Raw genomic sequence first — 17261 nt, forward strand, 5'->3', positions numbered from 1 at the left:
GCGATTAGCCCTTTACTCCGGAGTCGATGTCGGTAGAGGTGAAGTGGCGCTGGAACAGGAGGAACAGGGCCACCGCGGGGACGGCCAGCACACATGCGCCGGCCAGCAGGGCACCGGCCGGGTTGGCGACCGTGCCCTGGAGGTTGGAGAGGAAGCTGGCCAGCGAGACGGCCAGCGGCTGCATGTCGGCGTTCTTGGTGACCAGGAACGGCCACAGGAACTCGTTCCACGGCCCGATGAACGTCAGCAGCAGCGCGGTCAGCACCGCCGGACGTGCCATCGGCAGCGCGATCTGCCACAGGATCCGCAGCTCGCTCGCCCCGTCGATCCGCGCCGCCTCGAAGAGGGACTGCGGCAGCTGGGAGAAGAACTGGCGGAAGAGGAACACCGCCGTCGAGTTGATCGCGAACGGAAGGATCATGCCGAGGTAGTTGTCGCCGAGCCCGTAGTCGCGGACGACGAGCAGGTACAGCGGCAGTGTGAGCAGCTGGAACGGGATCATCTGTACGAGGAGCAGTGCGGCGAAGACGGCGCCCTTGCCGCGGAAGCGCAGCTGGGCGAGCGCGTATCCGGCGAGTACGCCGAAGACGAGCGTGCAGACCAGGACACCGATGGTCATGATCCCCGAGTTGAGCAGGGAACGGCCCAGCGAGATCGCGCCGTTGACGGCCGTGTAGTTGGCACCGGTCAGCCCGGCCGGGACCGCGGCGGACAGATCACCGACCGTCGTCCCGCGCAGCGAGCCGACGACCATGTAGTAGAAGGGGAACAGGAAGGCGACCGCACCGAGCGACAGCAGGATGTAGCGGACCGCGCTCCCGCCGCGGTGGCGGGTCTCCAGGGTGTCACTCATGTCAGTTGCCCCTCTCGGTGAGCTTGCGGGCGGCGAGCGAGACGACCATGACGAACGCGACGAGGACGACGCCGAGCGCGGCCGCGAAGTCGGGGTGCCCCTGCTCGATGCCCTTCTGGTACATCAGCAGCACCGGCGAGGTGGAGGCGTGGTCGGGACCGCCTCCCCCGGTCAGCAGATACGGCTCGCTGAACAGGTTGGCGCCGGTGATGATCGCGTAGATCACGACGAGCGTCGTCGCCGGGCGCACACCGGGCACGGTCACCGAGAAGAACTGCCGCACGCGGCCCGCGCCGTCCATGGCGGACGCCTCGTACAGCTCCTTGCCGACGTTCTGCAGCGAAGCCAGGTACAGCATCACGAAGAAGCCGAGCTGCTTCCAGGTCACGAAGACGGCGATCATCGGCATCGCGAGATGCGAGTTCACCAGCCACGACGGGTCGGGAGCGTGCGAGCCGAGCAGGTGGTTGACGAACCCGTCCGAGCCGAACAGGAACTGCCACACAGCGACCAGCGCGACGCTCGCGGTCACATACGGGAGGTAGAACGCGGCGCGGAAGAACGCGCGGCCCCGTATCTTCGCGTTCAGTGCCGTGGCCAGGACCAGTGAGACGCCCACGGTGAGCGGCACGTTGATGACCAGGAAGATCACGATGTTGAGGAAGGCCCGGCCGACCACGGGATCGGTGAAGACGTCCTTGTAGTTCGACAGGCCCACCCATGGCGAGTCGACGTCGGTGCCCGGAGCCGTGAAGTAGAAGCGGTGGAAGGAGATCCACACCGTGTAGACCAGCGGAACGGCGAAGACCACCACGAGGAACAGCACGTACGGCGACACGAACAGCGCGCCGACACGGGACAGGCCACGAGCCTTGCGCGGACCCTCCCGCCGGGCGGGAGCGCTGTCCCTGACGGCGGCGGGCGCTGACTGGAGATTCACGCTCATGACGGGTCCCCGTACTCGTTCAGCAGGTCGGTGATCTCGGACGAGGCGTTGCGCAGACCCGCCGGTGTGGACTCCCGGCCGAAGACGACCGACTTCGTCCACTCGTCGCGGAAGGTCTGCCAGATGTCGATGGAACCCGGCACGTTGGGCACCTCGACGACGCGCTCCGCCTGGTCGGCGAAGGCCTTGTATGTCGGGTGCGCCTCGAAGTAGCCGGCGTACTTCTCGGTCAGGTGCTCGCGCATCGGCATCTGCCCGGTCGTCTCGAGGAAGTTCCCGTCCTGGCCGGCGGAGCTCGCGAACTTGAGCACGTCCCAGGCCGTGGCCCGGTTCTTGCAGGAGCTGAACATCGCCGCGGACTTCTCGTCGCTGAACGAGTGCTTGTCCGAGCCGCCGTCAGCGGTCGGGACCGGCGCGACACCGATGTCCACGCTGTTCTTGTACGCGGCGAGAGCCCAGGGACCGACCGTGGCCATCGCGGCCTTGCCGTCGTTGAGCGAATCGCCCGGGTAGGCCTCCTGCGGCGCCAGCTTCTCGGCGTAGAGCCTGCGCCAGAACCCCGCGACCTGGCGGCCCGCGGACGAGTCGAACTGCGGCTTGCCGTCCTCGATCAGCTGCTTGCCGCCGCTCTGCGCGGCGAAGGCCGGGTAGAAGTCGTACCAGGGCTGGAAGAAGTCGCTGCTGGGAGACGGCCAGATCGCCGCCTTCGCGGCGCCGCTGTGCACGAGCTTGCGCGACGTGTCGAGGAACTCCTTGTACGTCGCGAGCTTCGGGTGCTCCGGGTCCAGACCGGCTTTCGCGAAGAGCTTCTTGTTGTAGAGGATCATGACGGGGTTGCTCTTCCAGGGCAGCTGGTAGAACTTGCCGTCCGTCGACCGGTACTGGTCCGTGAGGGAGCCACCGCGCTCGGTGATGTACTTCTCGCCGTCCGGGAAGTCACTGAGGGAGACGAGCCCGTTCTGCTTCTGGAACGTCGGCACCGCCGCGGGAGAGGTGTTGAAGGCGAGACAGGCCGTCGTCCCCGCGATGATCGAAGCGCTGATGGCCTCCTCGGACGTCTTGCCGGCCGGGATCTGCTGCGCTGTCACGTGCTGGTCGGGATGGCGCTCGTTCCACGAGGCGACCATGGCCTTGCCCCACTGGACCTCTTGCGCGTTGTTGGAAAGCCAGACCGTGATCGGACCGCGCGCGTCAGCGGCGGCGGCCGGATCCGGAGCCGACCGGCCGCAGGCTGTCGCCGTGCCCGCGAGTGCGAGCACGAGCAGCGCGTACGCCGTTCTCCTCAGCATGATTGATCTCCGAACTGTTCACGCGCGGCCTCGTCGCCGAGCGGAATTTCCGGTCGGCGCCAGCGCGACCGGTGCTTGGTCCCTGCGTGCGGGAGTGCGGTCCCCGCGTCACTCGCGGGGCACGGGCCCGATCGACGCGCGGGGCACGAACTGGGCGGGCGGCAGCTCTACGTGTGCCGCGGTGCCGAGGGCGATCACCGCGTCCAGGGCGCGGGCCGCCGCCTCTCCCCAGCCGCGGGCGTCCGCGCGGGCGGAGGCGAGCGGCGGGTAGCTGTATCGCGTGAGGGGGGCGTCGTCGTAGCCGACCACCGACAGCTGATCGGGGACGCGGACGCCCAGCTCCTGGGCGACCGAGAGCCCGGCCATCGCGGCAAGATCGTTGCCGTAGACGATCGCGGTCGGGGGCTCGGGGAGCGTGAGCAGCTCCCGCGTGGCCCGGGCGCCGCCCTCAGGGCTGAACCCGCCGGGCAGCACCGGTCCTGCGGGCAGACCGAGCGTGCCCAGCGTCTGTTCCCAGGCCGTCCGGCGCCGGTGGGCGTGCCGCAGTTCCTGGGGGCCCTCGACGTGGGCGATGCGCCGGTGTCCCAGGTCCGCGAGCCGGCGGATCGCGTCGGCGTAGGCGGGTTCGTCGTCCAGGCTCACCGCCGTCAGGCCGCCGCCCCACTCGGGCTGGCCCACCACGACGGCGGGCAGACCGAGTTCGCGCATGAGCGGGGGGCGCGGGTCGTCGCGGCGCAGGTCGGTCAGGAGGACACCGTCCACCTGCCGCTGTGCGGCAAGGCGTTCGTACACGCCCTGCTCCTGCTCGGGGGTGGTCACGTGCACCATGAGCCCGTCGCCGCGCTGCCCGATGACGGCTTCGACGCCGGCGATGAACGCCGGGAAGAACGGGTCCGCCCCGATCTGCTCCGCCTCGCGGGCCAGAACCAGACCGAAGGCTCCGGCCTTGCCCAGGGAGAGGCCGCGTGCCTGACGGCTCGGCGTCCAGCCGAGGTCGGCGGCGGCCGCCAGAACCCGGGCCTTGGTTTCCCCCGCGATGCCGGGCCGGTCGTTGAGCGCGAAGGAGACGGTGGCGCGCGAGACGCCCGCACGCTGTGCGACATCCGCGATGGTGGGCTTGCGTGCCATGGTGCTGGACTCCCTGGGTGCGGCCTTGGACGAGCCGGAGCGCGACGAACCGTCCAGCTGACACGGGGACGATGGTCCGCCACCGGTCCTTAAACCGGTTTGAGTCGCTGAACGAGGCCGACTAAACCGGTTTGAACGTCGGGGGTCAAGGGGTCGGCGGATGTGATCTGTGTCGTTCTCCGGGTTCGCGCGCTGCCTCTGGAGCGGGAGCCGTCCCGGCGAGTGTCCTCGCGTACGCGTCCGCCGGGTTACGTTCCGCGGAACGCTCCTGGCGTCATGCCCGTCCGCAGTCGGAAGAACTTCGTGAAGTCGCTCGCGTCCGTGAACCCGAGCCGGACGGTGACCTCCTTCGCTGTCAGGCCGCTGTGCTGCAACAGGCGCTTGGCCTCCAGAAGGACCCGGTCGTCGACGTACTGCTTGGCCGTACGTCCCGTCGCGGCGAGCGTGGCCCGGGTCAGCGTGCGTGTGCTGTAGCCGAGCGCCGCCGCGTAGTCCTCGACGCGCCGCGTCACCGCGTGGTCCCGCTCGACGGCCGCGTGAAAGCGACGGAACGTCTCCGACGCGGTGGTCGGCCGCGGCGCCGGGCCGCGCGCCTGCGCGAGCCGCACCACGAGTACGGACACCAGCGCGCGGAGCACCTCGGTGTGTGCCTGGAGAGGGAGCGAGGCCATCGCCCCGTACTCGTACACGAGATGGTCGAGCGCCCGGCGAACGCCTTCCGCGTCCGAGCCCTCGAGGACCGACGGGCGCTGTTCGTACGGCGGATCCATGTGTGCCGCCGAAACGGTCGCCGGCGGCAGGAAGCCGGGCTGGAACAGCACGATCACCCCGTCCGCCGCCACCAGGTCGGGCCCGAACCGCTGCACCTGACCCGGCCGGATCCACAGCCACGACCCGGGCCTCAGCTCGTGCTCGACGAAGTCGACCCACATGCGCAGCGGCCGTTCACGGGCGCCGATCAGCTGGTGGAAGGCGGGGCGCAGGGGCGCGTACGGGTCATTGCCGTGGCGCCGCGAGCGTTCGAGCAGGTCGGCGAGTTCCATCACCTCGACTCCGGCCGGTGCGCCCACGGCCGGGGTGTACTCCAGGTCCCTGACGTCGGGGCGCCCTGCAGGGTGTCCGTTTTTCCCCATCGATGGTCCCGAGGGTACCGCTGCCGCGTCCAGATCGCTACGTAGCGTGAAAGCACAGGTCAGCGACGTCTTTGAGGTGGTCCAATGCGATTGGTCGTGGGAATGACCGGGGCGACGGGTGCCCCGTTCGGTGTCCGTCTGCTGGAGAATCTGCGCGAGCTGCCGGGCGTGGAGACGCACCTCGTGCTGTCCCGCTGGGCGCGCACCACCATCGAGCTGGAGACGGGCCTGTCCGTGGCCGAGGTGTCCGCCCTCGCGGACGTCACGCACCATCCCGAGGACCAGGGCGCCACCATCTCCTCCGGGTCGTTCCGCACCGACGGCATGGTGATTGTGCCGTGCTCCATGAAGACCCTCGCCGGCATCAGGACCGGATACGCCGAAGGGCTCGTCGCCCGGGCCGCCGACGTGGTTCTCAAGGAGCGACGCAGGCTCGTCCTCGTCCCGCGCGAGACACCGCTGAACGAGATCCACCTCCAGAACATGCTCGAACTCGCCCGCATGGGTGTGCAACTGGTCCCGCCCATGCCCGCCTTCTACAACAACCCGCAGACCGTCGACGACATCGTCGACCACGTGGTGGCACGCATCCTCGACCAGTTCGACCTGCCCGCGCCGGCCGCCCGGCGCTGGGCCGGGATGCGCGCCGCCCGCGCCGCTTCCCGATCCTTCGGCGACGCCGCCTGAAGTCCCCTGCCCCGTAAAGGAATTCACCATGGCCTACGACGACTTGCGCAGCTTCCTCGACACCTTGGAGAAGGAGGGGCAGCTGCTGCGCATCACCGACGAGGTGCTGCCCGAGCCGGATCTCGCGGCCGCCGCCAACGCGACGGGCCGCATCGGAGAGAACGCCCCCGCCCTCCACTTCGACAACGTCAAGGGTTTCACCGACGCCCGGATCGCGATGAACGTGCACGGCTCCTGGGCCAACCACGCGCTCGCGCTCGGGTTGCCGAAGAACACGCCGGTCAAGGAGCAGGTGGAGGAGTTCGCGCGGCGCTGGGACGCCTTTCCCGTCGCGCCCGAGCGCCGCGAGGACGCCCCCTGGCGCGAGAACACCCAGGAGGGCGAGGACGTCGACGTGTTCTCGGTGCTTCCCCTCTTCCGCCTCAACGACGGAGACGGCGGCTTCTATCTCGACAAGGCCGCCGTCGTCTCCCGCGACCCGGATGACCCGGACGACTTCGGCAAGCAGAACGTCGGTACGTACCGCATCCAGGTCATCGGCACCAACCGGCTCGCCTTCCAGCCCGTGCCCATGCACGACGTGGCCCAGCACCTGCGCAAGGCCGAGGAGAAGGGTGAGGACCTGCCCATCGCCATCACCCTCGGCAACGACCCCGTGATGGCGATCGTGGCCGGGATGCCGATGGCGTACGACCAGAGCGAGTACGAGATGGCGGGCGCCCTGCGCGGCGCGCCCGCGCCGATCGCCACCGCGCCGCTCACCGGCTTCGACGTGCCCTGGGGGAGCGAGGTCGTCATCGAGGGCGTCATCGAGTCCCGCAAGCGCCAGATAGAGGGCCCCTTCGGCGAGTTCACCGGTCACTACTCGGGGGGCCGCCGCATGCCCGTCATCCGCGTGGACCGCGTCTCGTACCGCACGAACCCGGTTTTCGAGTCGCTCTACCTCGGCATGCCGTGGACGGAGTGCGACTACCTCGTCGGCCCCAACACGTGCGTGCCGCTGCTCAAGCAACTGCGCGCCGAGTTCCCCGAGGTGCAGGCCGTCAACGCCATGTACACACACGGCCTGATGGTGATCATCTCCACGGCCAAGCGGTACGGCGGCTTCGCCAAGGCCGTCGGCATGCGCGCCATGACGACGCCGCACGGGCTCGGCTACGTGGCCCAGGTGATCCTCGTCGACGAGGACGTCGACCCGTTCAACCTGCCGCAGGTCATGTGGGCCATGTCCGCCAAGGTCAACCCGAAGGACGACGTCGTCGTCATCCCCAACCTGTCGGTCCTGGAACTCGCGCCCGCCGCGCAGCCCGCCGGCATCAGCAGCAAGATGATCATCGATGCGACGACGCCGGTCGCCCCGGACATCCGCGGCAACTTCTCCACTCCGGCCAAGGACCTGCCCGAGACCGCCGAGTGGGCCGCCCGCCTGCAGCGCCTCATCGCGGCCCGCGGCTGACCCCACTGATCCTCGCCGAAAGGACAACTCCCGTGAACCACCTGCCTGTTGAATGCCCTCGCTGCGCCTTTGCGGAGATCTCCCTGCTTGCCACGTCCCCCGTCCCGGGCGTGTGGGACGTGGTCCAGTGCGGCCGCTGCCTCTACACCTGGCGCACCATCGAACCCGCCCGCCGCACCCAGCGCGACGCCTACCCCGACACCTTCAAGCTGACGGAGGCGGACATCGAGAACGCGATCGAGGTGCCTGCGGTGCCGCCACTGCTCAAGTGACGTTCCTGGCGCGTCCGATGGAGCCGTCCGCATCGACACACGGAGCCGCCAGGGTCTGCGGGCAGGCCGCCGCGGAGGCTCTCGCCGGACGGACACTGACCTGCACCTGACCGGCCGACGGCACGCCGACCGGGAGGCGTCGTAAAGGCGGACGGCTCCGATCCGACGTAGCGCTGACAAGGCCTCCCGCTCCTGCACCACTGCCCATGGGGTAGCCCGGTGGGGCCATCCGTGGCTACCGCGCCGTCATCGACCCGACCTCGGGTCGTGGCTAGCATCACGACCATGCCATCCGACACGGATCCGTCGATCATGAACCCGCTCGAACAGTTGACGATCGACCAGCTGCGGGCCCGGACCAGCATGAAGTGGACCACCTTTCCGGCCGACGTACTGCCCCTCTGGGTGGCCGAGATGGACGTGCCGCTCGCCGAGCCGGTCGCGGCCAGGCTGCACGAGGCCATCGCCGCCGGCGACACCGGCTATCCCAGCGGCCGTGCCTACGCCCGTGCCCTCCGGTCGTTCGCCGCGGACCGCTGGGACTGGCGGGGCCTCGAGGTCGAGCAGACGGCCATCGTCCCTGACGTGATGATGGGCATCGTCGAGGCGCTGCGGCTGATCACGTCTTCGGGCGATGCCGTGGTGGTGTGCCCGCCCGTCTACCCGCCGTTCTACGCCTTCGTCACCCACGCCGACAGGAGAGTGATCGAAGCGCCGCTCGGACCCGACGGCCGACTCGACATGGAGACGCTCAGGGTGGCCTTCGCCTCGGCCCAGCGCGTCTCGGCACGGACCGTGCTGCTGCTGGCCAACCCCCACAACCCCACCGGAACCGTGCACACCAGGAGCGAACTCATCGCGGTCGCTGCTCTGGCCAGGTCCTTCGGAGTGCGAGTCGTCTCGGACGAGATTCACGCACCCTTGGTCCTGCCTGGTGCCGAGTTCGTCCCCTACCTGACCGTCCCCGGAGCCGAGGACGCGTTCGCCCTGCACTCCGCGTCGAAGGCCTGGAATCTCGCCGGTCTGAAGGCGGCACTGCTGGTAGCCGGACCGAACGCGGTCGACGACCTGCACCGGCTTCCGGAGGAGGTAAGCCATGGACCCAGCCACGTAGGCATCCTCGCCCACACCGCCGCTTTCGAGGAGGGACGGCCCTGGCTGGACGCATTGCTGCGTGGTCTCGACAGCAACCGGGCGCTACTCGCCGACCTCATCGCCGAGCGACTTCCAGGGCTCACCCTGATGTGGCCGGAGGCCACCTATCTCGCCTGGCTCGACTGCCGCACCCTCGGGCTCCATGCGACGTCGCCGACCACTGCCACTCCGGTGGTCAGTGACATCGCCGGCCCCGCCCAGCTGTTCCTCGACCAGGCGCGGGTCGCGTTGAGCTCAGGGCACGCGTTCGGCAGCGGGGGCGCAGGGTTCGTACGGATCAACTACGCCACCTCTTCGGCGATCCTTCGCGAAGCGGTGGACCGCATGGCCGCCGCGGTGTCCGGCCTCGAAGCCCCCTGACCAGCCGAGAAAAGCACCACATGTCCAGGTCCGTGACCAACCACGAGAAGTCGGCCACGGCGCCGGCCGGAAGACCGTACTGTCCGTCAGAGAATGCGCAGCGTGCCGCGTGCCTCCGCCGTTGAGTTCGTCCCCGCGTAGACGTCGACGCGGCCGCGCTCCACGACGTACGTCCCTGCCGGGTCGTTCGTCCAGAAGCCGAGGTCATCGGCGCCGAGCCGGAAGCGGACCGTTGTGCTCCCGCCCGGCTCCAGCGTCACCCGCTCGAAGCCGCGCAGCCGGCGCACCGGCTGTGCGATGCTCGCCGCGACGTCGTGGATGTAGAGCTGGACCACCTCGTCGCCGACGCAGTCGCCGGTGTTGGTGACCGTCACCGTGACCTCGAGCGTCTCGCCCGCCGCCAGCTCGTCGCGGGTGATCTCGGCGCGCGGCAGCTCCGGGGCGCCGGTGGTGAACGTCGTGTAGCTCAGGCCGTGCCCGAACGGGAGCTGCGGGGTCTCGTCCAGGTCCAGGTACTTCGAGACGAACTTCGGGTCGGCGCCGGGGGCATGGGCGGGGCGGCCGGTGTTCTCGTGGTTGTAGTAGACCGGAATCTGGCCCACCGCCCGCGGGAAGGACACGGGCAGCTTGCCGCCGGGGTTGACCGTGCCGAACAGCACGTCCGCCACGGCGTGCCCCGCCTCGATGCCCGGGTGCCAGGCCTCAAGGACCGCGGGCGCGGTGTCCAGCCAGCCGCCGATCGTCAGGGGCCTGCCGTTCAGGAGCACCACGGCGTACGGCTTGCCGGTCGCGGCGACGGCGGCGATCAGCTCCTCCTGCCCGGAGGGCAGTCCGATGTCGCTGCGCACGGACGCCTCGCCGCTGAGCGCGGGGGGTTCGCCGACCACGACGACCGTTACCTCGGCCTCCTGCGCCGATGCGACCGCGGCCGTGATGTCGCCATCGGAGTGGATGATGCGGGCGCCGGGCGCCGCCGTGCGCACCGCGTCCACGATGCTCACGGACGGAAGGTGGAAGCCGCCGGGACCGGCCCAAGTGCCGTGCAGGTCCGTGGAGTTCGCGAGCGGGCCGACGACCGCGATCGAGGGTGTGATGCGCTCCAGAGGGAGAACACCGCCGTCGTTCTTGAGCAGCACCATCGACCGGGCGCCGGCGGCTCGCGCCGCTTCCCGTGCGGCCGGCGTCGGACCGGTGATCTCGGCGGGCTCGTCGGTGTACGGCTGGTCGAACAAACCGAGGGCGAACTTGAGGCGCAGGATGCGCGTGACCGCGTCGTCGAGGCGGGTCTCGCCGATCAGGCCGTCGGCCACGAGCTGCTCGCCGTGCTCGGTCACGTTGGTGGAGACCATCTCCATGTCGAGCCCGGCGTTGAAGGCGAGGCGTGCCGCGTCGGCACCGTCCTCGGCGAAGCCGTGCGCGATGAGTTCCTCGACACCCGTGTAGTCGCTCACGACGAAGCCGTCGAAGCCCCACTCCTCCTTGAGGATCGCGTTCATCGTATGCGGATTGCCGTGCGCCGGTACCCCCGCGACCGTGTTGAACGCGGCCATCACCGTGGCCACGCCCGCGTCCACGGCGGCCTTGAACGGCGGCAGATAGTGGTTGCGCAGCCGCTGCTCGGAGACATCGACCGTGTTGTAGTCGCGGCCGCCCTCCGCCCCGCCGTAGGCGACGAAGTGCTTGGCGCACGCCGCGATGCGCTCCCCGTCCGCCAACTCGCCGCCACCGTCGGAACCTTGGTAGCCGCGGACCTTGGCCACCGCGAAGGCGGCGTTGACGTACGGATCCTCGCCGCAGCCCTCCGCGATGCGGCCCCAGCGCGGCTCATGGGTGACGTCCATCATCGGCGAGAACGTCCAGCGCACACCGTTCGAGCGGGTCTCCGCTGCCGACACCTCGGCGTCGCGGCGGGCCACCTCCGGGTCGAAGGAGGCCGCCTGGGCCAGCGGGATCGGGAACGTGGTCCAGAAGCCGTGGATGACGTCGAGGCCGAACAGGAGCGGGATGCCGAGCCGGGACTCCTCGACGGCCATCCGCTGCAGGGCGTTGGTGTGCGCCGCACCATGGATGTTGAGCACCGAGCCGAGCAGACCGGCGCGCGCCGCCGCCTCGATGTGCGCGGTCTGGCCGCCGCCAGGACCCGTGTCACCGGTCCAGGTCAGCTGTTGCAGCTGACCCAGTTTCTCCGCGGTGGTCATCTGGTCGAGAAGCCCCTTGACCTGGTCCTCATATCCTCGAAGCATGCGAGCCCCTCACCGCTCTATTGCCGCATCGCCCATGCGAAGTTAACGTGTGCGCCAGTCATGTAAGCGCATTCAGGAAGCGCATACAAGTGGGGGTGGAGGTTTCTGATGGCCGACCTCGGGATTCCGACGGCCGGGGACGGACTGCACGTCATGAGTTTCAATCTGCAGGTCCACTGGGACAACCCGCCCCACACCTGGCCCGAGCGCAGACAGACGGTCGCCGAGCTACTGCGCCGTCAACGTCCTCACCTCATCGGCACCCAGGAAGGCCTGCGGCACCAAGTGCACGATGTCGAGGCCGCCCTGGGCGAGTACGGTGACGACTACGGCTGGATCGGCGAGGGCCGGGAGGGCGGTGACGACGGCGAGTTCATGGCCATCTTCTACGACCGCCGGCGCCTGGCCCCCCTGACACACGGTCACTTCTGGCTCTCCGGCACACCGGACATCCCGGCCTCCAACACCTGGGGCGGCGGCTGCCCCCGCATGGTCACCTGGGTCCACTTCCGCGACCTGGCCACGGGCGGCGAGCTGCACGCCGCCAACACCCACTTCGACCATGCGAGCGCCCACGCCCGCGACCGCTCCGCGGCCCTGCTCGCCGAGCGGCTGAGCGCGCTCGCACCCGACATCCCGACCGTCGTCACCGGCGACTTCAACACCCCCGCGGGACCGGACAGTTCGCCGTACGTCCGCCTACTCGCCGACGCGGGACTCGTGGACGCCTGGGACGCGGCCGAGGAACGCGGCCCGGACCTGGGCACCTTCCACGACTACTTGCCCCCGGTCCCTGACGGCGAGCGCATCGACTGGATTCTCGTCTCGCGAGGCGTCCGGGTCCGCTCGGCACACGCCCACACCTTCGCGCCCAGCGGCCGCTTCCCCAGCGACCACCTGCCGATCGAGGCTGTTCTGCACACCGCACCACCCCGACCGTCCTCGGAGGACCCCACCCCATGACCTCTCGCCGCCCCGCCACCGAGTGGCTCGCCGACGCCGTCCTCTACCAGATCTATCCGCAGTCCTTCGCCGACTCCGACGGCGACGGCATCGGCGACTTCGCCGGTGCCGAGGCCAAGCTGGACCACCTCGCCTGGCTCGGCGTGAACACCGTCTGGTTCAACCCGTGCTTCGCCTCGCCGTTCCGGGACGCGGGCTACGACGTCAGCGACTACCTCACCGTCGCCCCGCGCTACGGCACCAACGACGACCTGGTCAACCTCGTCGACGCCGCCCGACGCCGCGGCATCCGCGTCCTGCTCGACCTGGTCGCCGGCCACACCTCCGACGAACACGCCTGGTTCAAGGCATCGGCCGACGACCCCGCCGACCAGCGCTACATCTGGGCCGACACCGAGACGGCGCCGCCCGGCTTCGTCGCCTCGCCCGGGACCCGTTCCGGCTTCTACCAGCCCAACTTCTTCGAGTCGCAGCCCGCCCTCAACTTCGGCCACGCCCGCATGAACGCTGACGAGCCCTGGCGCCTGCCCGTCGACGCCGAAGGACCCCGCGCCAACCGCCGCGCCCTGCGCGACATCATGGACCACTGGCTCTCCCTCGGCCTGTCCGGCTTCCGCGTAGACATGGCCGCATCGCTGATCAAGGACGACCCCGGCCACGTCGAGACCGCCAAGCTGTGGCGGGAACTGCGCGGCTGGCTCGACACCAGGCACCCGCACGCGGCACTCCTGTCCGAATGGGGCGACCCGGCGACCTCCGTCCCGGCCGGCTTCCACGCCGACTTCTTCCTGCAGTTCGGCTCCGAGAACGACGGCCTGTACCTGCGCTCCCTGTGGAACAACTTCGCCGGCACGGTCAGTGAGCCCTGGGCGCCGCAAGCCCCGTACTTCGACGCCTCGGGCGAAGGCTCCCCGCGTACCTTCCTCGACGGCTGGCGCGCAGCCCGCGACGCCATCGGCGACGCCGGCTTCATCGCCCTGCCCACCGCCAACCACGACTTCTCCCGCCTCACCTGCGGGCCCCGCACCGCCGAGCAGCTGCCCGCCGCCTTCGCGTTCCAGCTCACCTGGCCCACGCTGCCCGCGATCTACTACGGCGACGAGATCGGCATGCGCTACGTCCCCGGCCTGCCCGACCACGAGGGCAGCCGCCTCGGCCCCCGCTACAACCGGGCCGGCTCACGCACCCCCATGCAGTGGGACGACACTCCCAACGCGGGCTTCTCCACTGCCCCGGCCGACCGCCTCTACCTGCCCGTCGACCCCGACGCGAACCGGCCCACGGTCGCCGCCCAGCAGGCCGAACCCGACTCCCTTCTGAACCTGGTCCGACGCCTCATCACCCTGCGCCGCGCCACCCCGGAACTCGGCCCCGACGGAAGCACCGAAGTCCTGCACGACGGCTACCCGCTGGCCTACATCCGCGGCGGCCGCTACCTCGTCGTCGTCAACCCGCGCAGCGAGCACGCGGACGCAGCCGCGCCGAAGGAAACCGCCACCCCGGTGGAGGCGTCCGGCGTCACGGTGAGCGGGGGCCGGATCAGCGCGGAGGGCTTCGGCTACGGGGTATTCGAGCTGTAACCCACAACAGGAGGGGCCACACCGCCTTCCGGCGGTGCGGCCCCTCCTGTTACCGGCGTCAGCCCTTGCGGACCGTGAACTCCCCGCGGCGTACGCGCAGGATCGTGCGCCCGCCCTCGTAAGAGGACTTGGCGCCCTCGCACCGCGCCCGGCCGTCGACGGCCACGGCTGCCTCGCCGCCCAGTGCGCGGAAGGTGACCTCGCCGTCCGCGATCCCGGTGATCTCGGCGGTCGCGTACGCGATGCGCAGCCCGCCCGCCACAAGGCCCAGCGGCAGCATCGCCGCGCTCGCCCCCTCCAGGTGCAGCCGCTCTCCACCGAACAGGGCCTTGCCCTTGCGGCCGTCTGCTGCATGCCTTCAACGTCACCTCCGGCTACGCCCAGTCCTGCACCGTCTCCGAAACCGTGCTCGTCCTTCGTGGTGAGCATGAACACGCCCGCGTCGGTGGAGCTGTGAGTGATCGCGGGTGCCGCGCCCAGAACCTTGAAGGCGCTGAGCCAGAAGTCGAGGTCGCAACGGTACGCCGTGGTGATCACGACCGCCCGCCCCTTGCCCACAGGGATGTCGAAGCCGCAGCCGTCCCCCGTGGACACCTCACGCAGCACCGTCTGGCCCCGGCTCGCCGAGCACAACTGAGCCTTGGGCACCCGGATCTCGGCCCGCGGCGCCGCCCACCCGTGCGCGGTCGCGGACAGCCAGAACTGGTTCGCGTCCGTGAGGGTCTTGCCGGGTGTCAGGCCCAGCGCGTCCCGCAGCACCGCGCAGGACGCGCCCGTCATGTCCTTGTCCGGCACCTGCCCCGACAACAGCAGCTGCCCGCCCGCCCGCAGGTACCGCACGAGACGCTCCTGCACCACGCGTGCCAGGTACTGCCCTGTGGCCAGGGCGAGAACCGGCTGCTCGGCCGGATCCAGGTCCCCGGCCTGAAGATTGACGCTCCGGTACCGGAAGCCGCCGAGCAGCATGGCCCGCGACAGGGCGCCACGCGGCCCGAAGCCACGGGTGCCCGTCACATCGTCGACCAGGGCCTGCACGGCGGCACTGTCCGGTGGCCGGTACTCGGTGAGGTAGTGGTCGGGCACGAAGCCGAGCACCACGTCGTCGTACTCCGCCCTCATCGGCGCCAGCGCCGCGGCCAGCCCGCGCACGGCCTGCGCTGTCTCCTTCGTGGGGGCGAAGCTGACGCCGGGCCTGCCCTCGGGATCGACGGGCGCGGCGAAGCCATGGCGTTCGCCGGTGATGCCGATGCGGTCGTTGCCGTCGCCGACCGGCTTGTCGAGCTTCGGGTTGAAGCCGCCGGCGAACAGGTAGTAGTTGATCATCTTCGCGCCCTGGGCGACGCAGAGCCGCGTCTTGAGCCCGACCGCCCCACGCCCTGTCTCATTGCTCAGGTCGTCCCCGTAGTCGGCGTGCCCGGCGTCGAACTTCAGGGCCGTCAACGGCTGATCACTGTCATTGACCGCGTCCATGAACGCATTGACCAGATACAGGTCCGTCACGTTGCCGAGGGTCAGATCGCCGAGGTAGAAGTCCGCGCCGGAGATCATCCCTGGCCTGCCCGCGTAGGACTCCATCAGCTGGCTGACGCCGATCGGGAAGTTCTCCGCGCTCCCGCCGCCCGTCCCGTGGATGTTGATCAGGAACGGGATGCCGCGAACCTCGCCCGCCTCCGCGTACGAGCGCAGCCGCGCCGCGTAGTCGGCGATGGCGCCGCGCATGTACGTTCCCAGGTCGTGCATGAGGGCGGGTGCTTGACATGCTCCTCGGGCTGTAGCCCGGGGATTGTGGCCGTCCCATGGGTTGCTGTGCCGCTACGCGGCACGGCTTCCTGCTGGGATTCCGTGGCTTCCTGTTTCTTCGCGTTGGGCCAGAACGGGTTCTGGTCTTACCTTCGCTCCGCAGGCTGTTACCGCCAGTCCGGCGGCCTGTTTCACATTCTTGGCGGCGTTGACATCCCGGTCATGCCGGGTGCCGCAGGCGGGGCAGGTCCACTCGCGTACGTGCAGGGGTTTGGGGCCGTCGTGGTGTCCGCAGGTCGAGCACACCTGGCTGGTGGGCTCGAACCGACCGATCTTGATAAAGGTCCGTCCGTACCGGGCCGCCTTGTAGGCGAGCATGGTCACGAACTGTGACCAGCCCGCGTCATGGACGGACTTGGCCAGTTTGGTGCGCGCGAGGCCTTTGACCGACAGGTCTTCCACTGCGATCGCTTGGTTCTCGCGGATCAACCGGGTGGAGAGCTGGTGGTGGAACTCCTTGCGCGCGTCGGCGACCTGCGCATGCGCGCGGGCAACCTTGAGCCGGGCCTTGTCCCGGTTCTTCGAGCCCTTCTGTTTGCGGGACAGCTCCCGCCCGGCCTTCTTGAGTTTCTTCTCCGCCCGGCGCAGAAACCGCGGGGAGTCGATTTTCGTGCCGTCGGACAGGACCGCGAAGTGGGTCAGGCCCAGGTCGATACCGGTGGCCTGGTCGGTGGCGGGCATCCGGCCGGCGTCGGCGGCCGGGTCGGTGTCGATGACAAAGCTCGCGAAGTACCGGCCCGCCGAGTCTTTGATCACGGTGACCGAGGACGGCACCATGGGCAGGGTGCGGGACCACTTCACCCGGACCTCGCCGATTTTCGGCAGGTTCAGCCGGCCGCCCGGGGTGATGGACCAGCGGGCGTTGGCCGTGAACCGGATCGACTGCCTCGAGTCCTTGCGCGACTTGAACCGCGGGGCACCCACCTTCGCGCCGTTGCGCTCGCCCTTGAGGGAGGCGAAGAACGCCCGGTAGGCGGCCTCCACATCGCGCAGGGACTGCTGGAGCACCACCGAGGACACCTCGCCCAGCCAGGCACGCCCGGGACTCTGCTTGGCGCGGGTGATCAGGGTCTGGGACAGCTCGGCGGCCTTCGGATACGGCAGACCCGCCGCATGGGCGTCCTGGCGGGCATGCACCGCGTCGTTGAACACGACCCGCGCGCACCCGAACGCCCGGCCCAACGCGAGGCGTTGACCCAGTTCTGGGTACAACCTGAACGCGTACCGGAGCTGCATGAACGTCACCCTAGGTGCGCCCTCACGGGCACCGCCCCCGCCGATCGGAACTGATCACGACCGCCCTCCCGTTTGACGCTCGCGCGCAAGTTTGACCTATCGCGCCCGCCATTGATCGTTGGACGCGTTAGGCGGAGGCGGGGCGGGAGGCGGGCCGTGA

14 protein-coding genes and 1 pseudogene are annotated in these 17261 nt (G+C 69.7%); 6 read left to right on the plus strand and 9 right to left on the minus strand.

Going from position 1 to position 17261, the window contains the following annotated elements:
- Positions 1-4: 4 nt before the first annotated feature.
- From OG574_RS44285 to OG574_RS44305, 5 genes are all read right to left on the minus strand, one after another.
- Positions 5-853 carry a carbohydrate ABC transporter permease gene (locus OG574_RS44285; protein WP_326777868.1) on the minus strand — a complete coding sequence of 283 codons (849 nt, stop codon included), beginning with the start codon at positions 851-853 and terminating at the stop codon, positions 5-7.
- Position 854: 1 nt separating this feature from the next.
- Positions 855-1799 carry a carbohydrate ABC transporter permease gene (locus tag OG574_RS44290; RefSeq protein ID WP_326777869.1) on the minus strand — a complete coding sequence of 315 codons (945 nt, stop codon included), beginning with the start codon at positions 1797-1799 and terminating at the stop codon, positions 855-857.
- Entirely contained in the window at positions 1796-3088 is a 1293-nt protein-coding gene (locus tag OG574_RS44295) for an ABC transporter substrate-binding protein (protein ID WP_326777870.1), read from the minus strand. Before OG574_RS44295 ends, OG574_RS44290 begins: the two co-directional genes overlap by 4 nt.
- A gap of 108 nt (positions 3089-3196) precedes the next feature.
- Positions 3197-4216, minus strand: coding sequence for a LacI family DNA-binding transcriptional regulator (locus OG574_RS44300; RefSeq protein WP_326777871.1), 1020 nt, complete (start codon positions 4214-4216; stop codon positions 3197-3199).
- A gap of 248 nt (positions 4217-4464) precedes the next feature.
- Positions 4465-5349, minus strand: coding sequence for a helix-turn-helix domain-containing protein (locus tag OG574_RS44305; protein WP_326777872.1), 885 nt, complete (start codon positions 5347-5349; stop codon positions 4465-4467).
- Positions 5350-5433: 84 nt separating this feature from the next.
- On the opposite strand from OG574_RS44305, the gene vdcB reads away from it, so the two are divergent.
- The 4 genes from vdcB (at position 5434) to OG574_RS44325 (ending at position 9279) form a co-directional block, all read left to right on the plus strand.
- Positions 5434-6036 carry a non-oxidative vanillic acid decarboxylases subunit B gene (gene vdcB / locus OG574_RS44310; RefSeq protein WP_100596746.1) on the plus strand — a complete coding sequence of 201 codons (603 nt, stop codon included), beginning with the start codon at positions 5434-5436 and terminating at the stop codon, positions 6034-6036.
- A 28-nt stretch (positions 6037-6064) separates the two neighbouring features.
- Positions 6065-7492 carry a non-oxidative vanillic acid decarboxylases subunit C gene (vdcC, locus tag OG574_RS44315; RefSeq protein ID WP_326777873.1) on the plus strand — a complete coding sequence of 476 codons (1428 nt, stop codon included), beginning with the start codon at positions 6065-6067 and terminating at the stop codon, positions 7490-7492.
- A 32-nt stretch (positions 7493-7524) separates the two neighbouring features.
- Positions 7525-7764, plus strand: coding sequence for a non-oxidative hydroxyarylic acid decarboxylases subunit D (locus OG574_RS44320; protein ID WP_326777874.1), 240 nt, complete (start codon positions 7525-7527; stop codon positions 7762-7764).
- 285 nt (positions 7765-8049) lie between these two features.
- On the plus strand, positions 8050-9279 hold the full coding sequence (locus OG574_RS44325; RefSeq protein ID WP_326777875.1) for a MalY/PatB family protein: 1230 nt from the start codon (positions 8050-8052) through the stop codon (positions 9277-9279).
- An 86-nt stretch (positions 9280-9365) separates the two neighbouring features.
- Here OG574_RS44325 and OG574_RS44330 read toward each other — a convergent pair whose 3' ends face one another.
- Positions 9366-11522, minus strand: coding sequence for a glycoside hydrolase family 3 N-terminal domain-containing protein (locus OG574_RS44330; RefSeq protein WP_326777876.1), 2157 nt, complete (start codon positions 11520-11522; stop codon positions 9366-9368).
- 108 nt (positions 11523-11630) lie between these two features.
- Between OG574_RS44330 and OG574_RS44335 the strand changes: the two genes are divergently transcribed.
- Positions 11631-12485, plus strand: a complete 855-nt coding sequence (locus tag OG574_RS44335; protein ID WP_326777877.1) for an endonuclease/exonuclease/phosphatase family protein — start codon at positions 11631-11633, stop codon at positions 12483-12485.
- Entirely contained in the window at positions 12482-14065 is a 1584-nt protein-coding gene (locus tag OG574_RS44340; protein ID WP_326777878.1) for an alpha-amylase family glycosyl hydrolase, read from the plus strand. Before OG574_RS44335 ends, OG574_RS44340 begins: the two co-directional genes overlap by 4 nt.
- 58 nt (positions 14066-14123) lie before the next feature.
- Here the strand turns inward: OG574_RS44340 and OG574_RS44345 are convergent, their stop codons facing one another.
- From OG574_RS44345 to OG574_RS44350, 3 genes and pseudogenes are all read right to left on the minus strand, one after another.
- Positions 14124-14345 carry a hypothetical protein gene (locus OG574_RS44345; RefSeq protein WP_326777879.1) on the minus strand — a complete coding sequence of 74 codons (222 nt, stop codon included), beginning with the start codon at positions 14343-14345 and terminating at the stop codon, positions 14124-14126.
- A gap of 452 nt (positions 14346-14797) precedes the next feature.
- Positions 14798-15805 (minus strand): annotated as a pseudogene (locus OG574_RS52890) (hypothetical protein); the annotation flags it as partial.
- A gap of 72 nt (positions 15806-15877) precedes the next feature.
- On the minus strand, positions 15878-17101 hold the full coding sequence (locus OG574_RS44350; RefSeq protein WP_326777880.1) for an RNA-guided endonuclease InsQ/TnpB family protein: 1224 nt from the start codon (positions 17099-17101) through the stop codon (positions 15878-15880).
- Positions 17102-17261: the final 160 nt, after the last annotated feature.

Origin of the sequence: Streptomyces sp. NBC_01445, assembly GCF_035918235.1 — a bacterium.
Classification (GTDB): domain Bacteria; phylum Actinomycetota; class Actinomycetes; order Streptomycetales; family Streptomycetaceae; genus Streptomyces.